At 69.2% G+C, this 17,759-nt stretch carries 16 protein-coding genes and 1 pseudogene; 8 read left to right on the forward strand and 9 right to left on the reverse strand.

All coding sequences use genetic code 11. The features are described 5' to 3' along the window. Positions 1-179: 179 nt before the first annotated feature. The 3 genes from ACFSJG_RS22840 to ACFSJG_RS22850 form a co-directional block, all read right to left on the reverse strand. The gene (locus ACFSJG_RS22840; protein WP_378487514.1) at positions 180-866 is read right to left on the reverse strand and encodes a winged helix-turn-helix domain-containing protein; all 687 of its coding nucleotides are present in this window, start codon (positions 864-866) and stop codon (positions 180-182) included. After that, a complete protein-coding gene (locus ACFSJG_RS22845; protein WP_378487926.1) occupies positions 863-2,122 on the reverse strand; it encodes a sensor histidine kinase in 1,260 nt (419 codons plus the stop codon). Before ACFSJG_RS22845 ends, ACFSJG_RS22840 begins: the two co-directional genes overlap by 4 nt. Positions 2,123-2,285: 163 nt before the next feature. After that, complete coding sequence (locus ACFSJG_RS22850; protein WP_378487515.1) at positions 2,286-3,032, reverse strand: phosphoglyceromutase; 747 nt, start codon at positions 3,030-3,032, stop codon at positions 2,286-2,288. A gap of 182 nt (positions 3,033-3,214) precedes the next feature. On the opposite strand from ACFSJG_RS22850, the gene ACFSJG_RS22855 reads away from it, so the two are divergent. Together ACFSJG_RS22855 and ACFSJG_RS22860 are read left to right on the forward strand one after the other, a co-directional pair. After that, entirely contained in the window at positions 3,215-5,014 is a 1,800-nt protein-coding gene (locus ACFSJG_RS22855) for a hydroxysqualene dehydroxylase (RefSeq protein WP_378487516.1), read from the forward strand. Between the two features lie 32 nt (positions 5,015-5,046). After that, entirely contained in the window at positions 5,047-6,198 is a 1,152-nt protein-coding gene (locus tag ACFSJG_RS22860) for a DNA polymerase IV (RefSeq protein ID WP_378487517.1), read from the forward strand. Here ACFSJG_RS22860 and ACFSJG_RS22865 read toward each other — a convergent pair. Beyond that, positions 6,164-6,571, reverse strand: a complete 408-nt coding sequence (locus tag ACFSJG_RS22865) for a VOC family protein (RefSeq protein WP_378487518.1) — start codon at positions 6,569-6,571, stop codon at positions 6,164-6,166. The two genes, ACFSJG_RS22860 and ACFSJG_RS22865, sit on opposite strands and share 35 nt — an antisense overlap. After that, on the reverse strand, positions 6,568-6,852 hold the full coding sequence (locus ACFSJG_RS22870) for an ArsR/SmtB family transcription factor (RefSeq protein WP_378487519.1): 285 nt from the start codon (positions 6,850-6,852) through the stop codon (positions 6,568-6,570). Before ACFSJG_RS22870 ends, ACFSJG_RS22865 begins: the two co-directional genes overlap by 4 nt. 146 nt (positions 6,853-6,998) lie before the next feature. Here ACFSJG_RS22870 and ACFSJG_RS22875 point away from each other — a divergent pair, with 146 nt between their 5' ends. The 3 genes from ACFSJG_RS22875 (at position 6,999) to ACFSJG_RS22885 (ending at position 10,286) form a co-directional block, all read left to right on the forward strand. Continuing rightward, a complete protein-coding gene (locus tag ACFSJG_RS22875; RefSeq protein WP_378487520.1) occupies positions 6,999-7,820 on the forward strand; it encodes a CPBP family intramembrane glutamic endopeptidase in 822 nt (273 codons plus the stop codon). Positions 7,821-8,052: 232 nt separating this feature from the next. After that, complete coding sequence (locus tag ACFSJG_RS22880) at positions 8,053-9,252, forward strand: sensor histidine kinase (protein ID WP_378487521.1); 1,200 nt, start codon at positions 8,053-8,055, stop codon at positions 9,250-9,252. Next, the gene (locus ACFSJG_RS22885; protein WP_378487522.1) at positions 9,249-10,286 is read left to right on the forward strand and encodes a hypothetical protein; all 1,038 of its coding nucleotides are present in this window, start codon (positions 9,249-9,251) and stop codon (positions 10,284-10,286) included. Before ACFSJG_RS22880 ends, ACFSJG_RS22885 begins: the two co-directional genes overlap by 4 nt. A 52-nt stretch (positions 10,287-10,338) precedes the next feature. Here the strand turns inward: ACFSJG_RS22885 and ACFSJG_RS22890 are convergent, their stop codons facing one another. From ACFSJG_RS22890 to mshA, 4 genes are all read right to left on the reverse strand, one after another. Continuing rightward, positions 10,339-11,196, reverse strand: a complete 858-nt coding sequence (locus ACFSJG_RS22890) for a 3-hydroxyacyl-CoA dehydrogenase (RefSeq protein ID WP_378487523.1) — start codon at positions 11,194-11,196, stop codon at positions 10,339-10,341. Between the two features lie 27 nt (positions 11,197-11,223). Further along, on the reverse strand, positions 11,224-11,841 hold the full coding sequence (locus ACFSJG_RS22895) for a TetR/AcrR family transcriptional regulator (protein WP_378487524.1): 618 nt from the start codon (positions 11,839-11,841) through the stop codon (positions 11,224-11,226). Between the two features lie 121 nt (positions 11,842-11,962). Beyond that, positions 11,963-12,523, reverse strand: a complete 561-nt coding sequence (locus ACFSJG_RS22900; protein WP_378487525.1) for a type III secretion system chaperone family protein — start codon at positions 12,521-12,523, stop codon at positions 11,963-11,965. Then, complete coding sequence (gene mshA / locus ACFSJG_RS22905) at positions 12,520-13,851, reverse strand: D-inositol-3-phosphate glycosyltransferase (RefSeq protein ID WP_378487526.1); 1,332 nt, start codon at positions 13,849-13,851, stop codon at positions 12,520-12,522. The genes ACFSJG_RS22900 and mshA overlap by 4 nt, the downstream gene beginning before the upstream one ends. 125 nt (positions 13,852-13,976) lie before the next feature. Between mshA and ACFSJG_RS22910 the strand changes: the two genes are divergently transcribed. The 3 genes and pseudogenes from ACFSJG_RS22910 to ACFSJG_RS22920 all read left to right on the forward strand — a co-directional run. After that, positions 13,977-15,134, forward strand: a complete 1,158-nt coding sequence (locus tag ACFSJG_RS22910) for an NAD(P)/FAD-dependent oxidoreductase (RefSeq protein ID WP_378487527.1) — start codon at positions 13,977-13,979, stop codon at positions 15,132-15,134. Continuing rightward, a pseudogene (locus ACFSJG_RS22915) lies at positions 15,131-16,021 on the forward strand (RNA polymerase sigma-70 factor). Before ACFSJG_RS22910 ends, ACFSJG_RS22915 begins: the two are co-directional and overlap by 4 nt. Before the next feature lie 235 nt (positions 16,022-16,256). Then, on the forward strand, positions 16,257-17,759 hold a 1,503-nt coding region (locus ACFSJG_RS22920; RefSeq protein WP_378487528.1), incomplete at its 3' end, for an Ig-like domain repeat protein.

Here is a 17,759-nt window from a genome sequence, read left to right on the forward strand (position 1 = left end):
CGGGACGTGGGGCCCGGACGGCAGCCTGAAGGACGTTTCGCGCCGACAATACAACGACCATCCTTACGATGTTCACAATTCGATCTCAATGTGGATGGTCTGCAAAAAACACCTCTTGCCAGGGGCTTTTACTGTTCGTTCCGCCCCGGGAACGGGACAGAATAAGGTATAACCCCTCGCTAGTTCTCCAGTTTGTAGCCCAGTCCCCGGACGGTCACCAGGTGCTCGGGCTTGGCCGGGTTCAGTTCGATCTTCGACCGCAGTCGCTTGACGTGAACGTCCAGCGTCTTGGTGTCTCCGACGTAGTCGGCGCCCCACACCCGGTCGATCAGCTGACCACGGGTGAGGACTCGTCCGGAGTTGCGCAGCAGATACTCGAGGAGGTCGAACTCCTTCAGCGGGAGGGTGACGGGCTCTCCGTTGACGTGGACGGTGTGCCGGTCGACGTCCATTCGCACCGGCCCGGCCTCGAGCACTCCGTCGGCGACCTGATCGGTCTCCGCGTCGCCGCCCCGGCGCAGCACGGCGCGGATCCGGGCGATCAGCTCGCGCGCCGAGTAGGGCTTGGTGACGTAGTCGTCGGCGCCGAGCTCGAGGCCGACGACCTTGTCGATCTCGCTGTCGCGAGCGGTCACCATGATGACGGGAACCCCGGACCGTGCCCGCAACTGCTTGCAGACGTCGGTGCCGCTCATTCCCGGCAGCATGAGGTCGAGGAGCACGATGTCCGCGCCACTGCGATCGAACTCCGCGAGGGCGGACGGGCCGTCCCCGACGACGGTCGCCTCGAAACCCTCCTTGCGCAGCAGAAACGCGAGCGGGTCGGCGAGCGATTCCTCGTCCTCCACGATCAGCACATTCGTCACCGGTTGGCCTCCGAGTTCGTGGCGACCGGGGTCGGCCGCTCAGGTTGTGTGGTCTTGCGGGTGGGTACGGGCGTGGCCGGTGCGTCACCGGCCGTGGGTGAGTCGGCCGACTCGTCGTCGGCCTCCTCCACGTGTGCGGGGATGGCGAGGGTGAACGTGGAGCCGGTGCCGAGCTTGCTCCACAGGGTGATCGATCCGTTGTGGTTGGCGGCCACGTGCTTGGCGATCGCGAGACCGAGCCCGGTCCCGCCCGTGGACCGCGAGCGGGCCTTGTCGACCCGGAAGAAGCGCTCGAACACCCGCTCCTGGTTCTCCTTGGCGATCCCGATACCGCGGTCGGTGACGGAGATCGCGACGTCGTCGCCACGCAACGCGCGGCTCACCGACACCGGGGACCCGGCGGGCGAGTACGCGATGGCGTTCTCGACGAGGTTCGACAGCGCGGTGACGAGCAGGGTTCGGTCCCCCAGCACCTCGAGCCCACTCGGCCTGTCGGTGGTGACCACGATGCCCGCGGTCTCCGCGGTGAGGGTGCTTCGCCGGATGGCCTCGTCGATCACCTCGTCGACGGCGATCGGCTCGAGGTCGGGCAGTTTCTCGGCGCCCTGCAACCGGGACAGGGCGATCAGTTCGCCGACCATGTTGCCGAGCCGTCTGGACTCGCTGAGGACGCGCTCACCGAAGTGCCGGACCGATTCGGGGTCGTCCGCGGATTCGAGCAACGCCTCCGCCAGCAGGCTCATCGCCCCGACCGGAGTCTTGAGCTCGTGGCTGACGTTGGCGACGAAGTCGCGCCGGGTGGCCTCCATCCGGGCCACTTCGGAGTCGTCGTCGGCGAAGAGGACGACGAACCGCCGATCCTCCTGGCTGAGCAGCTGGGCGTAACCGCGGACGGCAATGCGTCCGCGCCCGCGGACGGGGGTCTTCGCGCTCAGGTCCACCTCGACGGGCCGGCCCGTGTCGAGGACCTCGTTGGCGGCCGCCCAGGCCCTGGCCTCGATGGCCCGGTCCACCACCAGGCCCAGTTCCTCGGCGCGAGGGTTGAACAGGACGACGTCGTGGAATCGGTCGACGACGGCGATGCCGCTCTGACTGGCGAGGACGATCAGGTCGAGAACCTGGGACATCGTCAGGCCTGCCTGCTCGGCCTCGATCCGGGTGTGGCGGGCCTTGAGCCGCGGCACCAGCACCCCTCCGACGACGTAGCCGAGCACCGCCGCGAGAACCACGAGCGACGCAACGACCAGAACAACGATCACGAGGGAATCGTACGACTGAGGAATCGACTCTCCGAGCCGGGACCGGGCGTTTCGTCGCACGTCACAGCGCGTCGACCTGCCGTTTCACAGCCGTTCACCTGACGTTCGACCCGAGTCGGCGAGACACGCCGCGGACCCGGGTCGAACACCATGGCGATCGCTACTTCGCGCCCTGGTTGGCGACCGCGGCGGCGCCTGCGGCAGCCGCCTCGGGATCGAGGTACGTGCCGCCCGGGTTGAGCGGCACGAGGTTCTCGTCCAGGTCGTACCGGAGCGGGATGCCGGTGGGAATGTTCAGACCGGCGATGTCCTCGTCGGAGATGCCGTCGAGGTGCTTGACCAGCGCCCGGAGCGAGTTGCCGTGCGCGGCGACGAGCACGTTCCTCCCGGCGAGCAGCTCCTTCGAGATCGTGTCCTCCCAGTACGGGATCAGCCGCTTGACGACGTCGAGCAGGCACTCGGTCAGCGGCGCGTCGTCGAGCGCGGCGTAGCGCGGGTCGCCGTCCTGGCTGTACTCACTACCTGCCTCGATCGGCGGCGGCGGGGTGTCGTAGCTCCGGCGCCACAGCATGAACTGTTCCTCGCCGAACTCGGCCTTCGTCTGCGCCTTGTTCTTGCCCTGCAACGCGCCGTAGTGACGCTCGTTGAGGCGCCAGTCACGGACCACGGGAATCCAGTGCCGGTCCGCGGCGTCGAGCGCGATGTTGGCGGTGTTGATGGCCCTGCGCAGCAGGGAGGTGTACAGCACGTCGGGCAGCAGGTCGTGCTCCTTGAGGAGCTGGCCTGCACGCTTGCCCTCGGCGACGCCCTTGTCAGTGAGCTGGACGTCCACCCATCCGGTGAACAGGTTCAACGCGTTCCATTCGCTCTCACCGTGGCGGAGCAGCACAAGGGTTCCGATACTCATGCGCCCATCCTGGCACGGGTCGCGCCCCTGCTCGCAGGGCGGACTGCATCGACCCGGCGGCAATACCCCGAAAACGACCCGCGTCCACCACCGGTCGGCTATACCTCAGTGAGACTGACAACACATATTGTCACCAATGTGCTCTACGGCACAGTCGCAAACATCGACGATCGGGGGGTCACATGGGCGACATCGCCACTCCACTGACAACGAACGTTTCCCGCCGTGCGGTGCTCGCCGGACTCGGCGGCCTGGGCGCGGCAGGCGTACTGGCCGCCACGAGCGCGCACACGGTCCGCGCGACGCCCGCCGTGCCGTCGAACGGCAGGAGCGTCGCCGTCTTCGGAGGCGGCATGGCCGGCCTGACCGTCGCCCACGAACTCGCCGAGCGCGGGTTCCAGGTCACCGTCTACGAGCCGACCGCCCTCGGCGGGAAGGCCCGCAGCATCAGCGCGGCGGGCACCGGGACGGGCGGTCGCCTCGACCTGCCCGGCGAGCACGGATTCCGGTTCTTCCCCGGCTTCTACCAGAACATTCCGGACACGATGCACCGCATTCCGTTCGGCGCGAACCCGCACGGAGTGTTCGACAACCTGGTCTCCACGGGCGGTTTCCGGATGGCCCTGCCGGGCAACGAGGACCTCTCGTTCCCGACGCCGTTCTCCCCCGGCACCCGCTGGGAGATGTACAACTTCGACGCCATCCGCAACACACTGACCGCCGGGTTCTCACTCGGCACGTCGATCCCGCCGAACGAGCTTGCCGTCTTCGTGGAGAAGATGGTCATGTTCCTCACCTCCAGCCTCGAACGCCGCAACACCGAATGGGACAACGTCACCTGGTCGCAGACCCTCGAAGCCGAGGGCAAGAGCAAGGCCTACCGCGAATTCGTCGTCTCCGCGTTGACCCGCTCGCTGGTCGCGGCCAGACCCGACCAGGCGTCGACCCGGACCATCGGCCAGGTCGGCCAGGCATTCCTCCTCAACGGCGCCGGAGTCGTCCCCGCCTACGGGCACCTGGACCGAATCCTCAACGGCCCGACCAACGACGTCTGGATCAACCCCTGGGCGGACCTGCTGCGCGGGATGGGCGTCCGCTTCGAGATGGGCAAGAAGCTCACCGACCTCGAGGTCGGGGGTGGCCGCATCACCGGTGCACAGGTGGCCGACGGCTCCGGCGCCCGGTCGTCGGTGCAGGCCGACTATTACGTCTCCGCGATGCCCGTCGAGCGCGTCGTCGAGGTCCTCACCCCGCAGCTGATCGCGGCGGACCCACGACTCGAACTGTTGCGCACCCTGGTCGTCGACTGGATGGTCGGCATCCAGTACTTCATGCGGACCAAGAACGAACTGTCCGACGGCCACGTCGCCTTCCTCGGCTCCCCGTGGGCACTCACCTCCATCAACCAGGCCCAGTTCTGGCCCGGCGACTTCGCGTCGAAGTACGGCGACGGAACGGTGCACGACGTGCTGTCGATCGACATCTCCGACTGGGACACGCCCGGCATCCTCTACGGCAAGACCGCCAAGCAGTGCACCCGCGAGGAGATCGCCGCCGAGACCTGGGCCCAGATGAAGGCGTCCGTCAACGACGGCAGCCGGCCGATGCTGCGGGACGAAGACGTCGCGCAGTGGTTCCTCGACCCCGGTGTGCAGTGGAACGCGGCGCTGGGCACCAACACCAACGAGACGCCGCTGCTCGTGAACACGGTCGGTTCGTATCCGAACCGACCGGAGGCGCGGACCGCGATCCCCAACTTCTTCCTCTCGGGTGACTACGTCCGCACCGACATCGACCTCGCCACCATGGAATCGGCGAACGAGTCCGGCCGCGCCGCAGCGAACGCCCTGCTGGAGGAGGCGGGATCGACCGCTCCCCGAGCCCGGGAGTACAAGCTGGTCGAGCCGGCCGAGTTGGCGCCTCTGCGCGCGATCGACGCCGAGCGCCACCGGGCCGGGCTGCCGCACATGCTCGACATCTAGCGAGCCCGAGGGCCGGTGCGCACACTGTGAAGGTGGGCGCACCGGCTCCGGACCGTTGGATCCTGCACGTCGACCTCGACCAGTTCATCGCGGCCGTCGAGGTGCTGCGCCGACCCGAACTGAGCGGACGGCCCGTCGTCGTGGGCGGCCGCGGCGATCCCACGGAGCGCGGAGTGGTGTCGACGGCCTCGTACGAGGCGCGGGAGTTCGGCGTCGGGTCCGGGATGCCCCTGAAGGTGGCGGCCCGCAAACTGCGCGACGTCCAGGACGCGGTGTTCCTGCCCGTCGACGCCGAGGCCTACACCGCCGCATCGGATGTCGTGATGGCGACGCTTCGTGGGATCGGGTCGACTTGGGCGAGCGGAGCGACGAGGGGTGTCACTGGGGCGAGCGGAGCGACGGGGGGTGTCGCCGTCCAGGTCCTCGGTTGGGACGAGGCGTTCCTCCAGGTGCACACCGCCGACCCCGAGGCGTTCGCCCGGGGCGTGCAGGCGGCGGTCCTGGAGGCGACGGCGCTGCACTGCTCGGTGGGGATCGGGGACAACACCCTGCGCGCGAAGATCGCCACCGACTTCGGAAAACCACGTGGAACATTCCGGTTGACCGCCGCGAACTGGTTCGAGGTGATGGGCGACCGGGACACGTCCGCGCTGTGGGGAATCGGGTCGAAGACCGCGAAGAAGCTTGCCGCACTGGACATTCACACCGTCGACGACCTCGCGGGCACCGACGACGCGACCCTGGCGGCCGCCTTCGGCCCCACCACAGGGCCGTGGTTGCGCAGGCTCGGACTCGGATGGGGCCGCACAGAGGTCGATCCCGAGCCCTACGTGCCACGCGGGCACGGCCGCGAGACGACCTTCCAGGAGGACCTCACCGAGCGCGCCGACGTCGAGGCCGAGATTCGCACCCTCGCAGCCCGGGTCACCGAGGACGTCCGGAGGGAGGGGCGTCCCGCGGTCCGGGTGACGCTGAAGGTTCGTTACGTTCCGTTCGACACGCACACCACGACGCGGGCGCTGCCCGAGCCGACCTTCGACGCCGCTGCGATCGCGGATGCTGCCGCAGCTCTCGTCGACCGGTTCGACCGGACCCGCGCGGTCCGCCTCCTCGGCGTCCGCCTGGACATGACGCCCCCGGATTCCGCCGTCAGCTCCCCTGGATCGCCTCCGGCTTCTCGGTGATGATCTGGACGAGATTCCCGCAGGTGTCGTCGAGGACGGCGATCACGGCGGTGCCGATGTCGGTGGGCGGCTGGGTGAACGTCACCCCGCGGTCGACGAGCCTGGCGTGCTCGGATTCGACGTCGTCGACCGCGAACTGCGCCAGGGGAATTCCGTCCTCCATCATGGCGTCGCGGTAGGGCTTCACCGCGGGGTGCCGTGCGGGTTCCAGCAGCAACTGCGGACCGGCGGGCGAGTCGGGTGACACGACGGTCAGCCACGCGTCCTCCCCGAGCGGGATGTCGTGGTGCACGACGAAGCCGAGCACGTCGGTGTAGAAGGCGAGCGCCGCGCGCTGGTCGTCGACGAACAGCGTCGTCAGGTTGATCCTCATGGTCGGGTCTCCTCTCGGACGGGCCATCGCCGCGCGATCTCCGCGAGCGGTTCCCGGTTGAAGTAGTGGAACTTGGATCGGCCGCGCTTCTCCGTCACGACCAGCCCCGCGGCCTCGAGCACGCCCAGGTGCTGCGAGATCGCCTGTCTCGTCAACGTCAGTCCGTGACGCATCGCCAGCAGCGAGCAGATCTCGAACAGCGTCTGACCGTCACGCGTCGCCAACTCGTCGAGCACGGCCCGCCTGGTTTCGTCGGCGAGTGCACGGTAGAGGTCGGACACGACCCCACTATAGGCAAGCTCTCACTTGCCTATCAACCGCCCCGTGGCGCGGCCCTGCGCCCGCTGGAAGATCGCATACGAACCCGGTAGTCCGACAAGGCTTTCGCCACCCGGCCATCAGCCGATCCAGCACCTAGTCTTGCGCCATGAACACACCGAAGCACGTGCCCGCGCCACCGGAGACCACCGGCCGTCACCTCTCCTACCTCGGCTTCGCGGGTGTGGTCGTCGCGTACCTCGCGATCATCAAGGTCAGCGGCATGCTGATCGGTGGCTGGGCCGACGAGGACGACATCCTCACCACCCGCGGGCTGGTCTTCACGATGCTGATCCCACTCGGACTCGCCCTCGTCTTCACCTACGGCGTCGTCGCCGCACTCGGCTGGTGGCGGCCGGTGATGCGCGACGATCGCCCGGTGAACCGGTGGGTGTGGCTCGTGCCCGCTGTTCTCCTCGTCGCAATCCTGCTGGGAATCAACTACAGCGCATTGTCCGAGAAGGGCTGGCTGTTCGTCGTCTGCCTTCTGATCGCCACACAGTTCGTCGGCTGGGGCGAGGAGGGCATGTTCCGCGGTATCGGCGTGACGGTGCTGCGCAGGCACGGGCTCCGGGAGGGACAGGTCGCCCTGTGGTCCAGCCTGATCTTCGGCGCGGTGCACCTGTCGAACGCGTTCACCGGCGGCGGTGCCGGCTCGATCGCCCAGGCAGCCATCGTCAGCCTTGCGGGATACTTCTTCTACCTCACGCGCCGCGTGTCGGGCAGCAACGCGGTCAACTCGGTCACGCACGGACTGTTCGACTTCTCACTGATCAGTGGCACCGTCATCCTGCTCGACCAGGAGGGATATCTGGGCAGTTTCGCACCACTGTTGGCCTACCCGATCCTCGCGATCATCCTGCTCGTCAAGCGTCGGAGCATCGAAACTGCCGACCACACCGGCGACATACCGGTCGCACCCGCTTCCTGACGCGGTCGGGATTACCGACGGATTGCCGACCACCTGGGCCAAAGCCCTGACCTCCGCGAATGGCCCGCGCCGCGCGGTTCGCTGTGGTCGAATGTCCTCGACCGGGGGGCCGGTGGGGCGCCACGTGGAGAGTGGCGTCGACGAAAGGAGACCGATCGATGATTGCCGGGGCGAACGATGCGCGGCGGATCACCGCATTGGCCGACCACGGAAACGGGCTGCGCGGCCTGCGATGATCACGGAGCCGAAGCCCGCCACGGATGGGCGCGCGGGCACCGGACACGAGAACACCGACCGCATCCTCCGGATGTTCGCCCGGTTCATCACCGTCGGCTACGTCGCCTACCTCGTATTTCTCCTACCGTCGATCGCGTCGATGGCACCCCGACTCGATCCGTGGTGGACACCGGCCGCCGTCGTGTCCGTCTTCGGTTCGGGCATCGTCATCGGGCTGATGTCGTTCCTGCGCGACACCCGCGCGATCCGTGTCGCGGCAGGCGCCGCGGCGGTCACGTTCCTGCTCGCGGCACTGTCCTGGCCGCTCGCCTGGGTGGGTCCGTCGGTGCCGGGAGGTGAGGGGGTGTGGCTCGCCGGGTTCCCCGGACTGGCCAGCATCGCCGCCGTGATCGCGTGGCCGACGACGGTCGCCTTCGGACACATGGTCGTCGGGTGCATCACCGTTCAGCTGATCAACTACGGCGTCCGCGACGACCTCGCCTCCACGATGCTGGTCTCCGAGATCGCGTTCGCCATCGTGTTCTGCACCCTGTTCGTCGGCGGCGCCGCGATGGCGATGCGTACCGGACGGATCCTCGACTCCACCACCGAGCAGACCCACGCCGCCGCGGCGACCGCAGCGGCCCGACACGCCCGCGCCGTCGAGCAGGACCGGTTCGCGGCGCTGATCCACGACGGTGTGATGGCGACCCTGCTGACCGCGTCACGCCGCGCCCCGAAAGCCGCCGGTCTCGCCGCGAGAACGCTCCACGAGCTCGATGCGATCGCGAGCGGTGTCCGCTCCGACCAGTCGTTCTCCGCCGCGGCGACTCTCGCCTACCTGAGGGCCGCCGCGTCCGAAGCCGACCACGATGTGGTCTTCGAGGCAACCACCGCCGACGCCGGCGACCTGCTGGTCCCGGCCGACGTCGCCCGGACCGTCGCGGCGGCGCTCGCCGAGGCACTGCGCAACAGTCGCAGGCACGCCGGTCCGGACGCCACGAGCACCGTCCACGTGTGGGTGACCGAACACGACATCGACATCCGGGTCACCGACGACGGCGCAGGATTCGACAGGACGTCGGTGGCTCCACATCGACTCGGCGTGACCGTCAGCATTCTCGGGCGGATGCGGCAACTCCCCGGTGGGACGGCGTGGATCGACTCGTCTCCCGGGCGCGGTACCACCGTCCGTCTCGGCTGGGCCGCCGCATGACAGGTCACGACGGAGACGTGCGGGAGCTCCTCGGCTTCCGCACCGGTGCCGCGCGGGTGCTCGTCGTCGCCTACGTGCTGACCTTCCTGCTCCTCGCGCTGGTGACCGCCCCGGGCCGGGACGCGTGGTGGGCCGAGCTGTTGGCGTGGGTGGTGGTCAGTGTCGGTGCTGTCACGGTCGTCTTCCACCCTTCGGACCCACTTCCCCTGAAGGTCGGTGTCGCACTGACGCTCACTGGTCCGATGGCCGTGAACCTCGTGCTCGCCGTTGTCCCGGTCCCGATCGACACACTGCTGCTGACGTGGCCGCTCGGCGCATCCACCGCCGTCTACACGTACATGTGTGTACGCGGCCGCACCGGCTGGGCCTGGCTCGGGATGACCCTCACCCTGGCGAGCTGTGTGCTGTGGGCGCACCGCACCGGTCAGGGCGCCGGGTACGGGCTCGCCATGTCCGTACTCAACCTGGCACCCCTGGTGATGTCGACGTTCTTCGCGTGGACCATCCGGCCCGCCGCCCGCAACATCTACGCTCTGCGTGCGCAGAAAACCGTCGAGGTCGCGGCCGACGCCGCCGACCTCGCGGTCCTCGAAGAACGGGACCGTCAGGTCCGGCGTCTCGACGAACTGGCCCGGCCGTTGCTCGAGCACATCGCCTCGGGCGCGGAACTGTCCGACGCGACCTGCACCGACTGCCGACTGCTCGAGGCGTACCTGCGTGACACCCTCCGGGCACCGATCCTGTCCGAGCCGGTCGTGGTGACGGCCGCGCGCGCGGCGCGGGCCCGCGGCGTGGAGGTGATCCTGCTCGACGACCACGGCATGGACGACGCGGCGGTCGAGACCCGCGACAACGTACTCGGGTCGGTCGCGGTCCTCCTCGACGCCGCGTCGAGCGGCACGCTCACCGTGCGGGTGTTGCCCCCGCGGCGTGCCGCGCTCGTCACGGTCCTGCACGACGACGACCACGACGTGCGGCGGATCGAGCTCGGCCACGACGGCTCACCGCTGGTCCTGTCCGCCCGCCCCGCATGACGACGGAGTGCGGGCCCGGGAGGAAATTCCCGCGCCCGCAGTCGTTTTCGCCCTATCCGGTGTACTTGTAGAAGCCTTCGCCGGTGGCGACGCCGAGCTTGCCCTTGTCGATGTAGTTCTCCTTGATGTGCCGCGCGAACCGCTGCTGCGTCTCGTCGCCTGCCGCGGAGATGTTGTACGCGGTGGTCAGACCCACGATGTCGTAGATCTGGAACGGCCCGAGCGGGGCTCCGGTCCCGATGCGCCAGGTCTTGTCCACGGTCTCGGGGTCGGCGATACCGTCGACGAGCAGCTCGCCGGCAGCGGAGAGGAACGGCACCAGCAGCGAGTTGAGGACGTAGCCGGCCTTCTCCTTCCGGATCTCGATCGGGACCATGCCGATCGCGGTCGCGAAGTCGACCACACGCTGGTACACCTCGGGGTCGGTGCTGGCGGTGCCCATCACCTCGGCGGTGTTCTGCGCCCAGACGTGGTTCGCGAAGTGCAGCGCGAGGAACTTCTCGGGGCGCCCGGTGAAGTCCTTCAGGTCGCTCGGGAGCAGGGTCGAGGAGTTGGTCGCGAAGATCGTCTTCGCGGGGGCCACCTCGCCCAGCCGGGTGTAGGTGTCGCGCTTGATGTCGAGGTTCTCCGGGACGGCCTCGACGACCAGGTCGGCGTCCCGTACGGCGTCGCCGAGGTCGGAGGAGTAGGAGATCCGCGTCAGCGCGTCGTCGGCCTTGCCGTCGGCGGCACCGGCCACTTCGGCCTTGTAGGTTTCCGCGAGGCCCGCGAACCGGACCTTGGCCTTGTCGAGAATCTCGTCGCTGATGTCGTAGGCGACGACGTCGACGCCGTGATAGGCGCTCTGGTAAGCGATCTGGGATCCGAGGACGCCGGTCCCCAGCACGGTGACCTTGGTGATGGCAGTCATCTGATTCTTCCTTTCCCTGACTCGTGGTCAGTGGCTCCCGCGGCGGGCGTGGTGGCCCGCCACGATCAGTTCGATCTGGCGCCGCAGCGCGTCGGACGCGACACCGGGTGTGCGGGGTCGGACGACGGGCGCCGCGATCTCCATGTGCAGCACCGCGAAGACGGCGCGGGCGGCTGCGGTCGCGTCATCGTCGACGGGTCGGTCGCCGACGAGTACGCCGGCGATCAGTTCCTCGAGCCGGGCGACGATCGCCAGTCCCGCGACCCGGAACGGCGCGTCGGGCGGCCCGAAGAGCAGTTCCCGCTGGTAGGCGACGAGATTTTCGTCGTCGCCTCGACCGGAGCGGATAACGGGTGCGATCAGCGCGAGCACTCGCTGCACGGGGTCGCCGATGCTCTCGGAGTCGGACGCGCCCTGAGTGACGGCGGCCGCGAACTCCTCGTTGCGGACCATCAGCAGCAGCTCGGCCTTGGTCGACGCGTATCGGAACAAGGTTCCTGCCGCGATGTCGGCACGATCGGCGACCTGTTGCGTGGTCACGGCCTCGTAGCCGCGTTCGGCGAACAACTCGCGGGCCGCCTGGGCGATGCGGGCGTGCTTCGCAGCCTTGCCCCGCTCACGGCGCCCGGTTGCGCCTTCGTCCACCGGACTCACCTCCGCGCCACAATCGAACTTCACTCATAAATGAGTGTACTCCGGTTTTTCGGCATCGGCCACGCGGCCCCCACGGACACCCCGGTTCACCCGGGACGCCGGAGGAGTGGAGTCAGTCGGGCAGACCGTCGGCAGAGTCCGCGGCCTGCGGAGCGTCGAGCGGCCACGGCCGATCGCCGTCACCCTCGACGAGGTGCCGGAACGGCTCGAGGTTCTTCAGCGACTCACCCCGGGATACGCGCCAATCCCATTCCCGCCGAATCGAACTCGCGAACCCGAGTTCGAGGAGGACGTTGAAGTCGCCGTCCGCCGCCTCGAGCACCTGGCCGAGCACGCGGTCGAGTTCGTCACCGGTGACGGCGTGCGTGCTGATCCGGCCGACGAGGTAGATGTCCCCGATCTTGTCGATCGTGTAGTGCACGCCGTAGATCCGGCGGTTGCGCCGGAGCAGGTACTTGTAGACGCCCTCGAAGTTCTCGTCGGGCTTGCGGCACACGAACGCCTCGACCCGGACTCCGTGGTTGCCGACCGTGAGCAGGCAACTCGTCTTCAGCTTGTGTTCGCCGGGCAGTTCGACCACGAACTGGTGCGCCGCCGGCCGGGAGAAATCGAGTTCCCGCTCCGTGAGCGCCGCCTCGATCGTCGCCGCCGTCTCGGTGATGGTCGCGGTCATGCCCTGACTCCTCCCAGTCTGCGCAGCTTCCACATGCCCCGGCCACCACGCCGCGGCGCGAGTTCCGGGTTGCGCCTGTATCCCGCGACGGCCCGGCGGTAGCTGTCGAGCAATCCGTCGGCCGTGTGCTCCCACGAGAAGTTGGCCGCGTGGACGGGCGCGTTGCGGGCCAGCTTCGCGCGCAGGTCGTCGTCGACGAGGATGGTGCGCAACGAATCGGCCCAGTCCCGTGCGTCATGGCCGGTGACGAGCAGCCCGCTGTGCCCGCCGCTCACCGCGACACCCAGTCCGCCGACGTCCGCCGCGACCACCGGCGTGCCGCTGGCCTGCGCCTCGAGCGCGACGAGGCCGAAGGATTCGGAGTAACTCGGCACCGCGACGACGTCCGACGCCCGGTACACCTGCACCAGCCGGTCCGGCTGCTGCGGCGGCAGGAACGTCACCCGGGCCGAGATCCCCAGCTCCGCGGCCAGTTCGATGAGGGAGTCGGGCCGCTCCAGCCCGGTCCCCGAGGGCCCACCGACGACGAGCACCCGCAGCGGCATCCCGGGCTCACGCTCATGCAGCTCGGCCGCCGCCTTGAGCAGGACGTCGGGTGCCTTGAGCGGCTGGATCCGCCCGACGAAGGTGACGACGAGTTCGTGTGGGTCGACCCCCAGCTCGGCGCGGGCGGCGGCGCGGTCACCGGGCCGGTAGCGGGTCAGGTCCGCACCTGGCGCGACCACGTCGATGCGGTCGCGGGCGGCGCCGTAGATGTCGACGAGCTGCGACGCTTCGTCGGCGGTGTTCGTGATCAGGCGGTCCGCTTCCGCGACCACCTGCTGCTCACCGATCTGCCGGGCCGCCGGCTCCGGGGTGTCCCCCTCCGCCAACGACGCGTTCTTCACCGCGGCGAGGGTGTGCGCGGTGTGTACCAGCGGCACTCCCCAGCGGTCGCGGGCGAGCCAGCCGACCTGGCCGGACAGCCAGTAGTGCGAGTGGATCAGGTCGTAGTGCCCGGGCTCGTGGTGTGCTTCCTCCCGCAGCACGCCCGCCGTGAACGCACACAACTGCGTCGGCAGGTCGTGCTTGTCCAGGCCCTCGAAGGGCCCGGCGACGACATTGCGCACCAGAACTCCCGGCGCGGCCTCGACGACCGGCGCGTCGGCGGAGGACGTCGCGCGGGTGAAGATCTCCACCTCGACGCCACGCCGCGCCAGCTCGATCGCACTCTGCAGGACGTACACGTTCATTCCGCCCGCGTCGCCTGTTCCCGGCTGGGCCAGGGGCGAGGTGTGGACCGACAGGACGGCAACCCGTCGCAGTCGATGGTTCTGTGCTGGCGTCACCCCTCCATCTTGCCCTCCACTCCGGAACCGACCCCGTTCGGGCGGAGTTGTCACACATCCGGCGGCTGATGTGTCTCAGGTACGAGGGATCGACACAGGGGTCGATCGGGAACGGAGGAACAGCCATGACCAGCACACGCATCGTCGTCGTCGGCGCCGGATACGCGGGTGTGACGGCCGCGAACCGGATCCGGGCCCGCGCGGGCTCCGACGTCACGGTCACGATGGTCAACCCGATCCCGGAGTTCGTCGAACGCATCCGGCTGCACCAGCACGCCGCGGGAGCGGACCCCGCGACCCGACCGCTGTCCGAGATGCTGCACCGCGACGTCGAGGTGGTTGTCGGGTCGGCCGCGACGATCGGGGACGGCGAGGTGGTCCTCGCGGACGGGGCGGACGTCGGTTTCGATCACCTCGTGTACGCCGTCGGCAGCGGTCCCGGCGGCGACGTCCCGGGGATCGAGAACGCGCACAGTGTGTCGTCCCTCGACGGGTCGATCGGGTTGCGCAACGCCCTCGACGCCGCGCGGCCGGATGCCGTGGTCACCGTGATCGGCGGCGGACTGACCGGTATCGAGACGGCCGCGGAGATCGCGGAACGCCGGCCCGGCATGGCGGTACGACTGCTGTCGTCCGGTGTTGTCGCGCCGGGCCTCTCCGACGGCGGACGCGACGCCGTGCTCCGGTCGCTGGACCGCCTCGGCGTCGAGGTCCGCGAGCACACCCCGGTCACCCGGATCGCGCCCGGCGAGGTGACCGTCGCGGGCGGCAGCACCGCCGCGACCGACGTCGTCGTGTGGGCGGGCCGGTTCGTCGTACCCGACCTGGCCCGGCGCAGCGGCCTCCCCGTCGACGAACAGGGACGACTGCGCACCGACGAGACATTGACTGCTGTCGGGCGTCCGGACGTGATCGGCGTCGGTGACGCCGTCGCCCCTCCGGACCGGGTGGCACACCACCTGCGGATGAGCTGCCAGGCCGCGATCCCGCTCGGCGTGCACGGCGCCGACACCGTGCTGGCACGACTGAAGGGCCGCGAGCCGAAGCCGCTCTCGATCGGGATGACCCTGCAGTGTGTGAGCCTGGGTCGGGGCGACGGTGTCGTGCAAGTGGTGCACCGCGACGACAGCCCGCGGCGCCTGGTTCTCCGGGGACGCCGTGGCTCCTGGGTGAAGGAGCAGATCTGCCGGGGCACCGTGGGGTTGATCGCGAAGTACGCAGGTTCCTACCGTGGGATGCCGGGACCGAGGTCGCAATCGGAGAGGGTGGGGGTGTCCGCGTGACCGCGGAATTGTTCACGGAGTATCGGCCGCTGCTGTTCACCATCGCCTACGAGATCCTCGGCAGCGCGTCGGATGCCGAGGACGCGCTGCAGGAGAGCTACCTCCGCTGGGCGGCGGCCGACCAGGAGCAGGTCGACAATCCGCGGGCCTATCTCGCGCAGATCGTGACCCGGCAGTCGCTGAACCAGCTGCGGGCGGCCCGGAACCGCCGCGAGGAGTACGGTCGGCAGCTGGCTGCCGGAGCCGATCCGCACCGAACCGGACGCCGCCGAGGACGTGGTGCTCGCGGAGTCGGTGTCGATGGCGATGCTGCTGGTGCTCGAGACACTCGGCCCGGACGAGCGGGCCGTGTTCGTGCTTCCGAGGTGTTCGGCTTCAGTCACCGCGAGGTTGCTGCGTCGATCGGCAAGTCGGAGGCCGCCGTTCGCCAGATCGCACACCGGGCCAAGTCCCACGTGCACGCCCGGAGGCGGCGGTTCGCACCGCCCACCGAGGAGGCACAGGCGGTGGTCGGGAAGTTCCTGACCGCCGCGGTGACCGGCGACGTGCAGGCCCTGATGGATCTGATGGCGCCGGACGTCGTGGAGATCTCCGACGGCGGCGGGAAGGTCAGCGCCGCTCGGCGACCGATCGTCGGACGCGAGCACGTGGCGCGGTTCATGACCGGGCTCACGCGGTTGGCGCCGGCCGGGTTGCGGTTCGAACCGGCGGTGTTCAACAACGTGCCGTCGATGCTCGTGCACACCGACGACGGTCTCGACCTCGTCGCGATGTTCGAGCTGACCTCCTCGGAAAGCGCTCCAGCAGGGGTGATCTCGGGGATCTACCTGGTTCGCAATCCCGACAAGCTGGAGGCGGTGGACCGGGCGCGCACACTGTCGCGCTGAACCGGGCTCCCGAACAGCAGGTGACCGAGTGCGAGTCCGATCCGGCCGCGCTCGGTCACCGGGTGGTGTCACGACTGCCGTGGTCGTGTCCGCCGTTCGCACACATTTGTGTGCATCTTTTTCGAGTTTGCTCACGCGTGGCTGGCGATACACCTATCTTGTCCAGGAACCTCGCCGACTCGGACACCAGTCCAAGTCCGAGGCACAGTCCTGAGCAACGAAAGGTTCGACGAAGTTGAGCAAGAAGAACGCGCGTCGGCTCGTCGCCGGCGCGAGCACGGCAGCCTTGGCGGTGGGATTCGCCGCGTCCTTCGGCGTGGGGGCGGCGTCGGCCGCGCCCGTGAGCCAGTCCACGACCTCCGGTTCGTGGACGTTCAACCGAACCATCAGCAACGGCACCCCTGCCCCGGGCGAGACGATCACCGTCACCAACAACATTCGGTGGAACGGCGGCCTCGCCCCGACCATCAGTGCGCTCAGGGACATTCACCCCGCGTGCCTGACGTATGTCGCCAACTCCTCACGAGTCGAGGGCAGCGGGGTGGGCACCACCACCCCCGACACGACGACGGTGAGCATGAACGGCTCCTGGATTCGCAGCGCGGTCAACAGGGACATCAGCTACAGCGTCCAGTACACCGTCGGCGCGAACTGCGCCCGTGACGCCGCCCTGACCACCGGCGCCGCCGTCAACGCCAACCAGGGCCTGAGCACGACGAGCGCCACCGCCGGACCGTCCGTCACGATCGCCAAGACCGCCTCGACCACCACCGTCGCGGTGTCCCCGGCCCCGCAGGCCGGCGCGGCCTCGACCCTGACGGCCACCGTCACCGGCGGCGCAACCGGCACCGTCGAGTTCGCGAACAACGGCACCGTCCTGGGCACCGGAGCCGTCAACAACGGCATCGCCACGTACTCCTGGACGCCGGGCTCCGCCCAGCCGTACTCGATCACCGCGAAGTACCTCGGCGACGCGACCTTTGCGCAGTCGACCTCGGCCCCGCAGACCGGCACCGTGACCCCGGCACCGACCGCACCCGGCGCGCCGACCAACCTGGTCGCCACCCCGGCCACCGTCACGGTCGGTGGAACTGTCAGCGTCTCGGGCAAGGCCGAGGCCGGCTCGAACGTCACCGTGACCGCCGGCGGCAAGACCTGCACCACCGTCGCAGATGGTGCAGGCAACTTCGCCTGCGACATCGTCACCGACACCGCAGGCGCACTGACCGTGACTGCCGTCGCCGCCAACAACATCGGCACGGGCCCCGCCTCGGCACCGATCACCGTCGACGTGACCACCACGGCCACCACCACGGATCTCGCGGTGTCCCCGGCCCCGCAGGTCGACGCCCCCACCACGCTGACGGCCACCGTCACCGGCGGCGCCACCGGCACCGTCGAGTTCGCCGACAACGGCACCGTCCTCGGCACCGGAACGATCGACAACGGCACCGCCACCTACATCTGGACCCCGAGTGCCGCGCAGCCGTACTCGATCACCGCGAAGTACCTCGGCGACGCCACCCACGCGCAGTCGACCTCGGCCCCGCAGACCGGCACCGTGACCCCGGCGCCGACCGCACCCGGCGCACCGACCGACCTGGTCGCCACCCCGGCCACCGTCACCGCAGGCGGCACCGTCACCATCACCGGCAAGGCCGACGCCGGCACCGACGTCACCGTCACCGCCGGCAGCAAGACCTGCACCACCGTCGCCGACAACAACGGCAACTTCGCC

The organism is Rhodococcus gannanensis (assembly GCF_042681175.1).
GTDB classification, from domain to species: Bacteria; Actinomycetota; Actinomycetes; order Mycobacteriales; family Mycobacteriaceae; genus Rhodococcus_G; species Rhodococcus_G gannanensis.

Coding starts and splice junctions, on each gene's coding strand:
- ACFSJG_RS22850 (WP_378487515.1), bottom strand. CDS start 3,032: ATGAGTATCGGAACCCTTGTGCTGCTCCGCCACGGTGAGAGCGAATGG.
- ACFSJG_RS22855 (WP_378487516.1), top strand. CDS start 3,215: ATGGGCGACATCGCCACTCCACTGACAACGAACGTTTCCCGCCGTGCG.
- ACFSJG_RS22865 (WP_378487518.1), bottom strand. CDS start 6,571: ATGAGGATCAACCTGACGACGCTGTTCGTCGACGACCAGCGCGCGGCG.
- ACFSJG_RS22875 (WP_378487520.1), top strand. CDS start 6,999: ATGAACACACCGAAGCACGTGCCCGCGCCACCGGAGACCACCGGCCGT.
- ACFSJG_RS22880 (WP_378487521.1), top strand. CDS start 8,053: ATGATCACGGAGCCGAAGCCCGCCACGGATGGGCGCGCGGGCACCGGA.
- ACFSJG_RS22885 (WP_378487522.1), top strand. CDS start 9,249: ATGACAGGTCACGACGGAGACGTGCGGGAGCTCCTCGGCTTCCGCACC.
- ACFSJG_RS22890 (WP_378487523.1), bottom strand. CDS start 11,196: ATGACTGCCATCACCAAGGTCACCGTGCTGGGGACCGGCGTCCTCGGA.
- ACFSJG_RS22900 (WP_378487525.1), bottom strand. CDS start 12,523: ATGACCGCGACCATCACCGAGACGGCGGCGACGATCGAGGCGGCGCTC.
- ACFSJG_RS22910 (WP_378487527.1), top strand. CDS start 13,977: ATGACCAGCACACGCATCGTCGTCGTCGGCGCCGGATACGCGGGTGTG.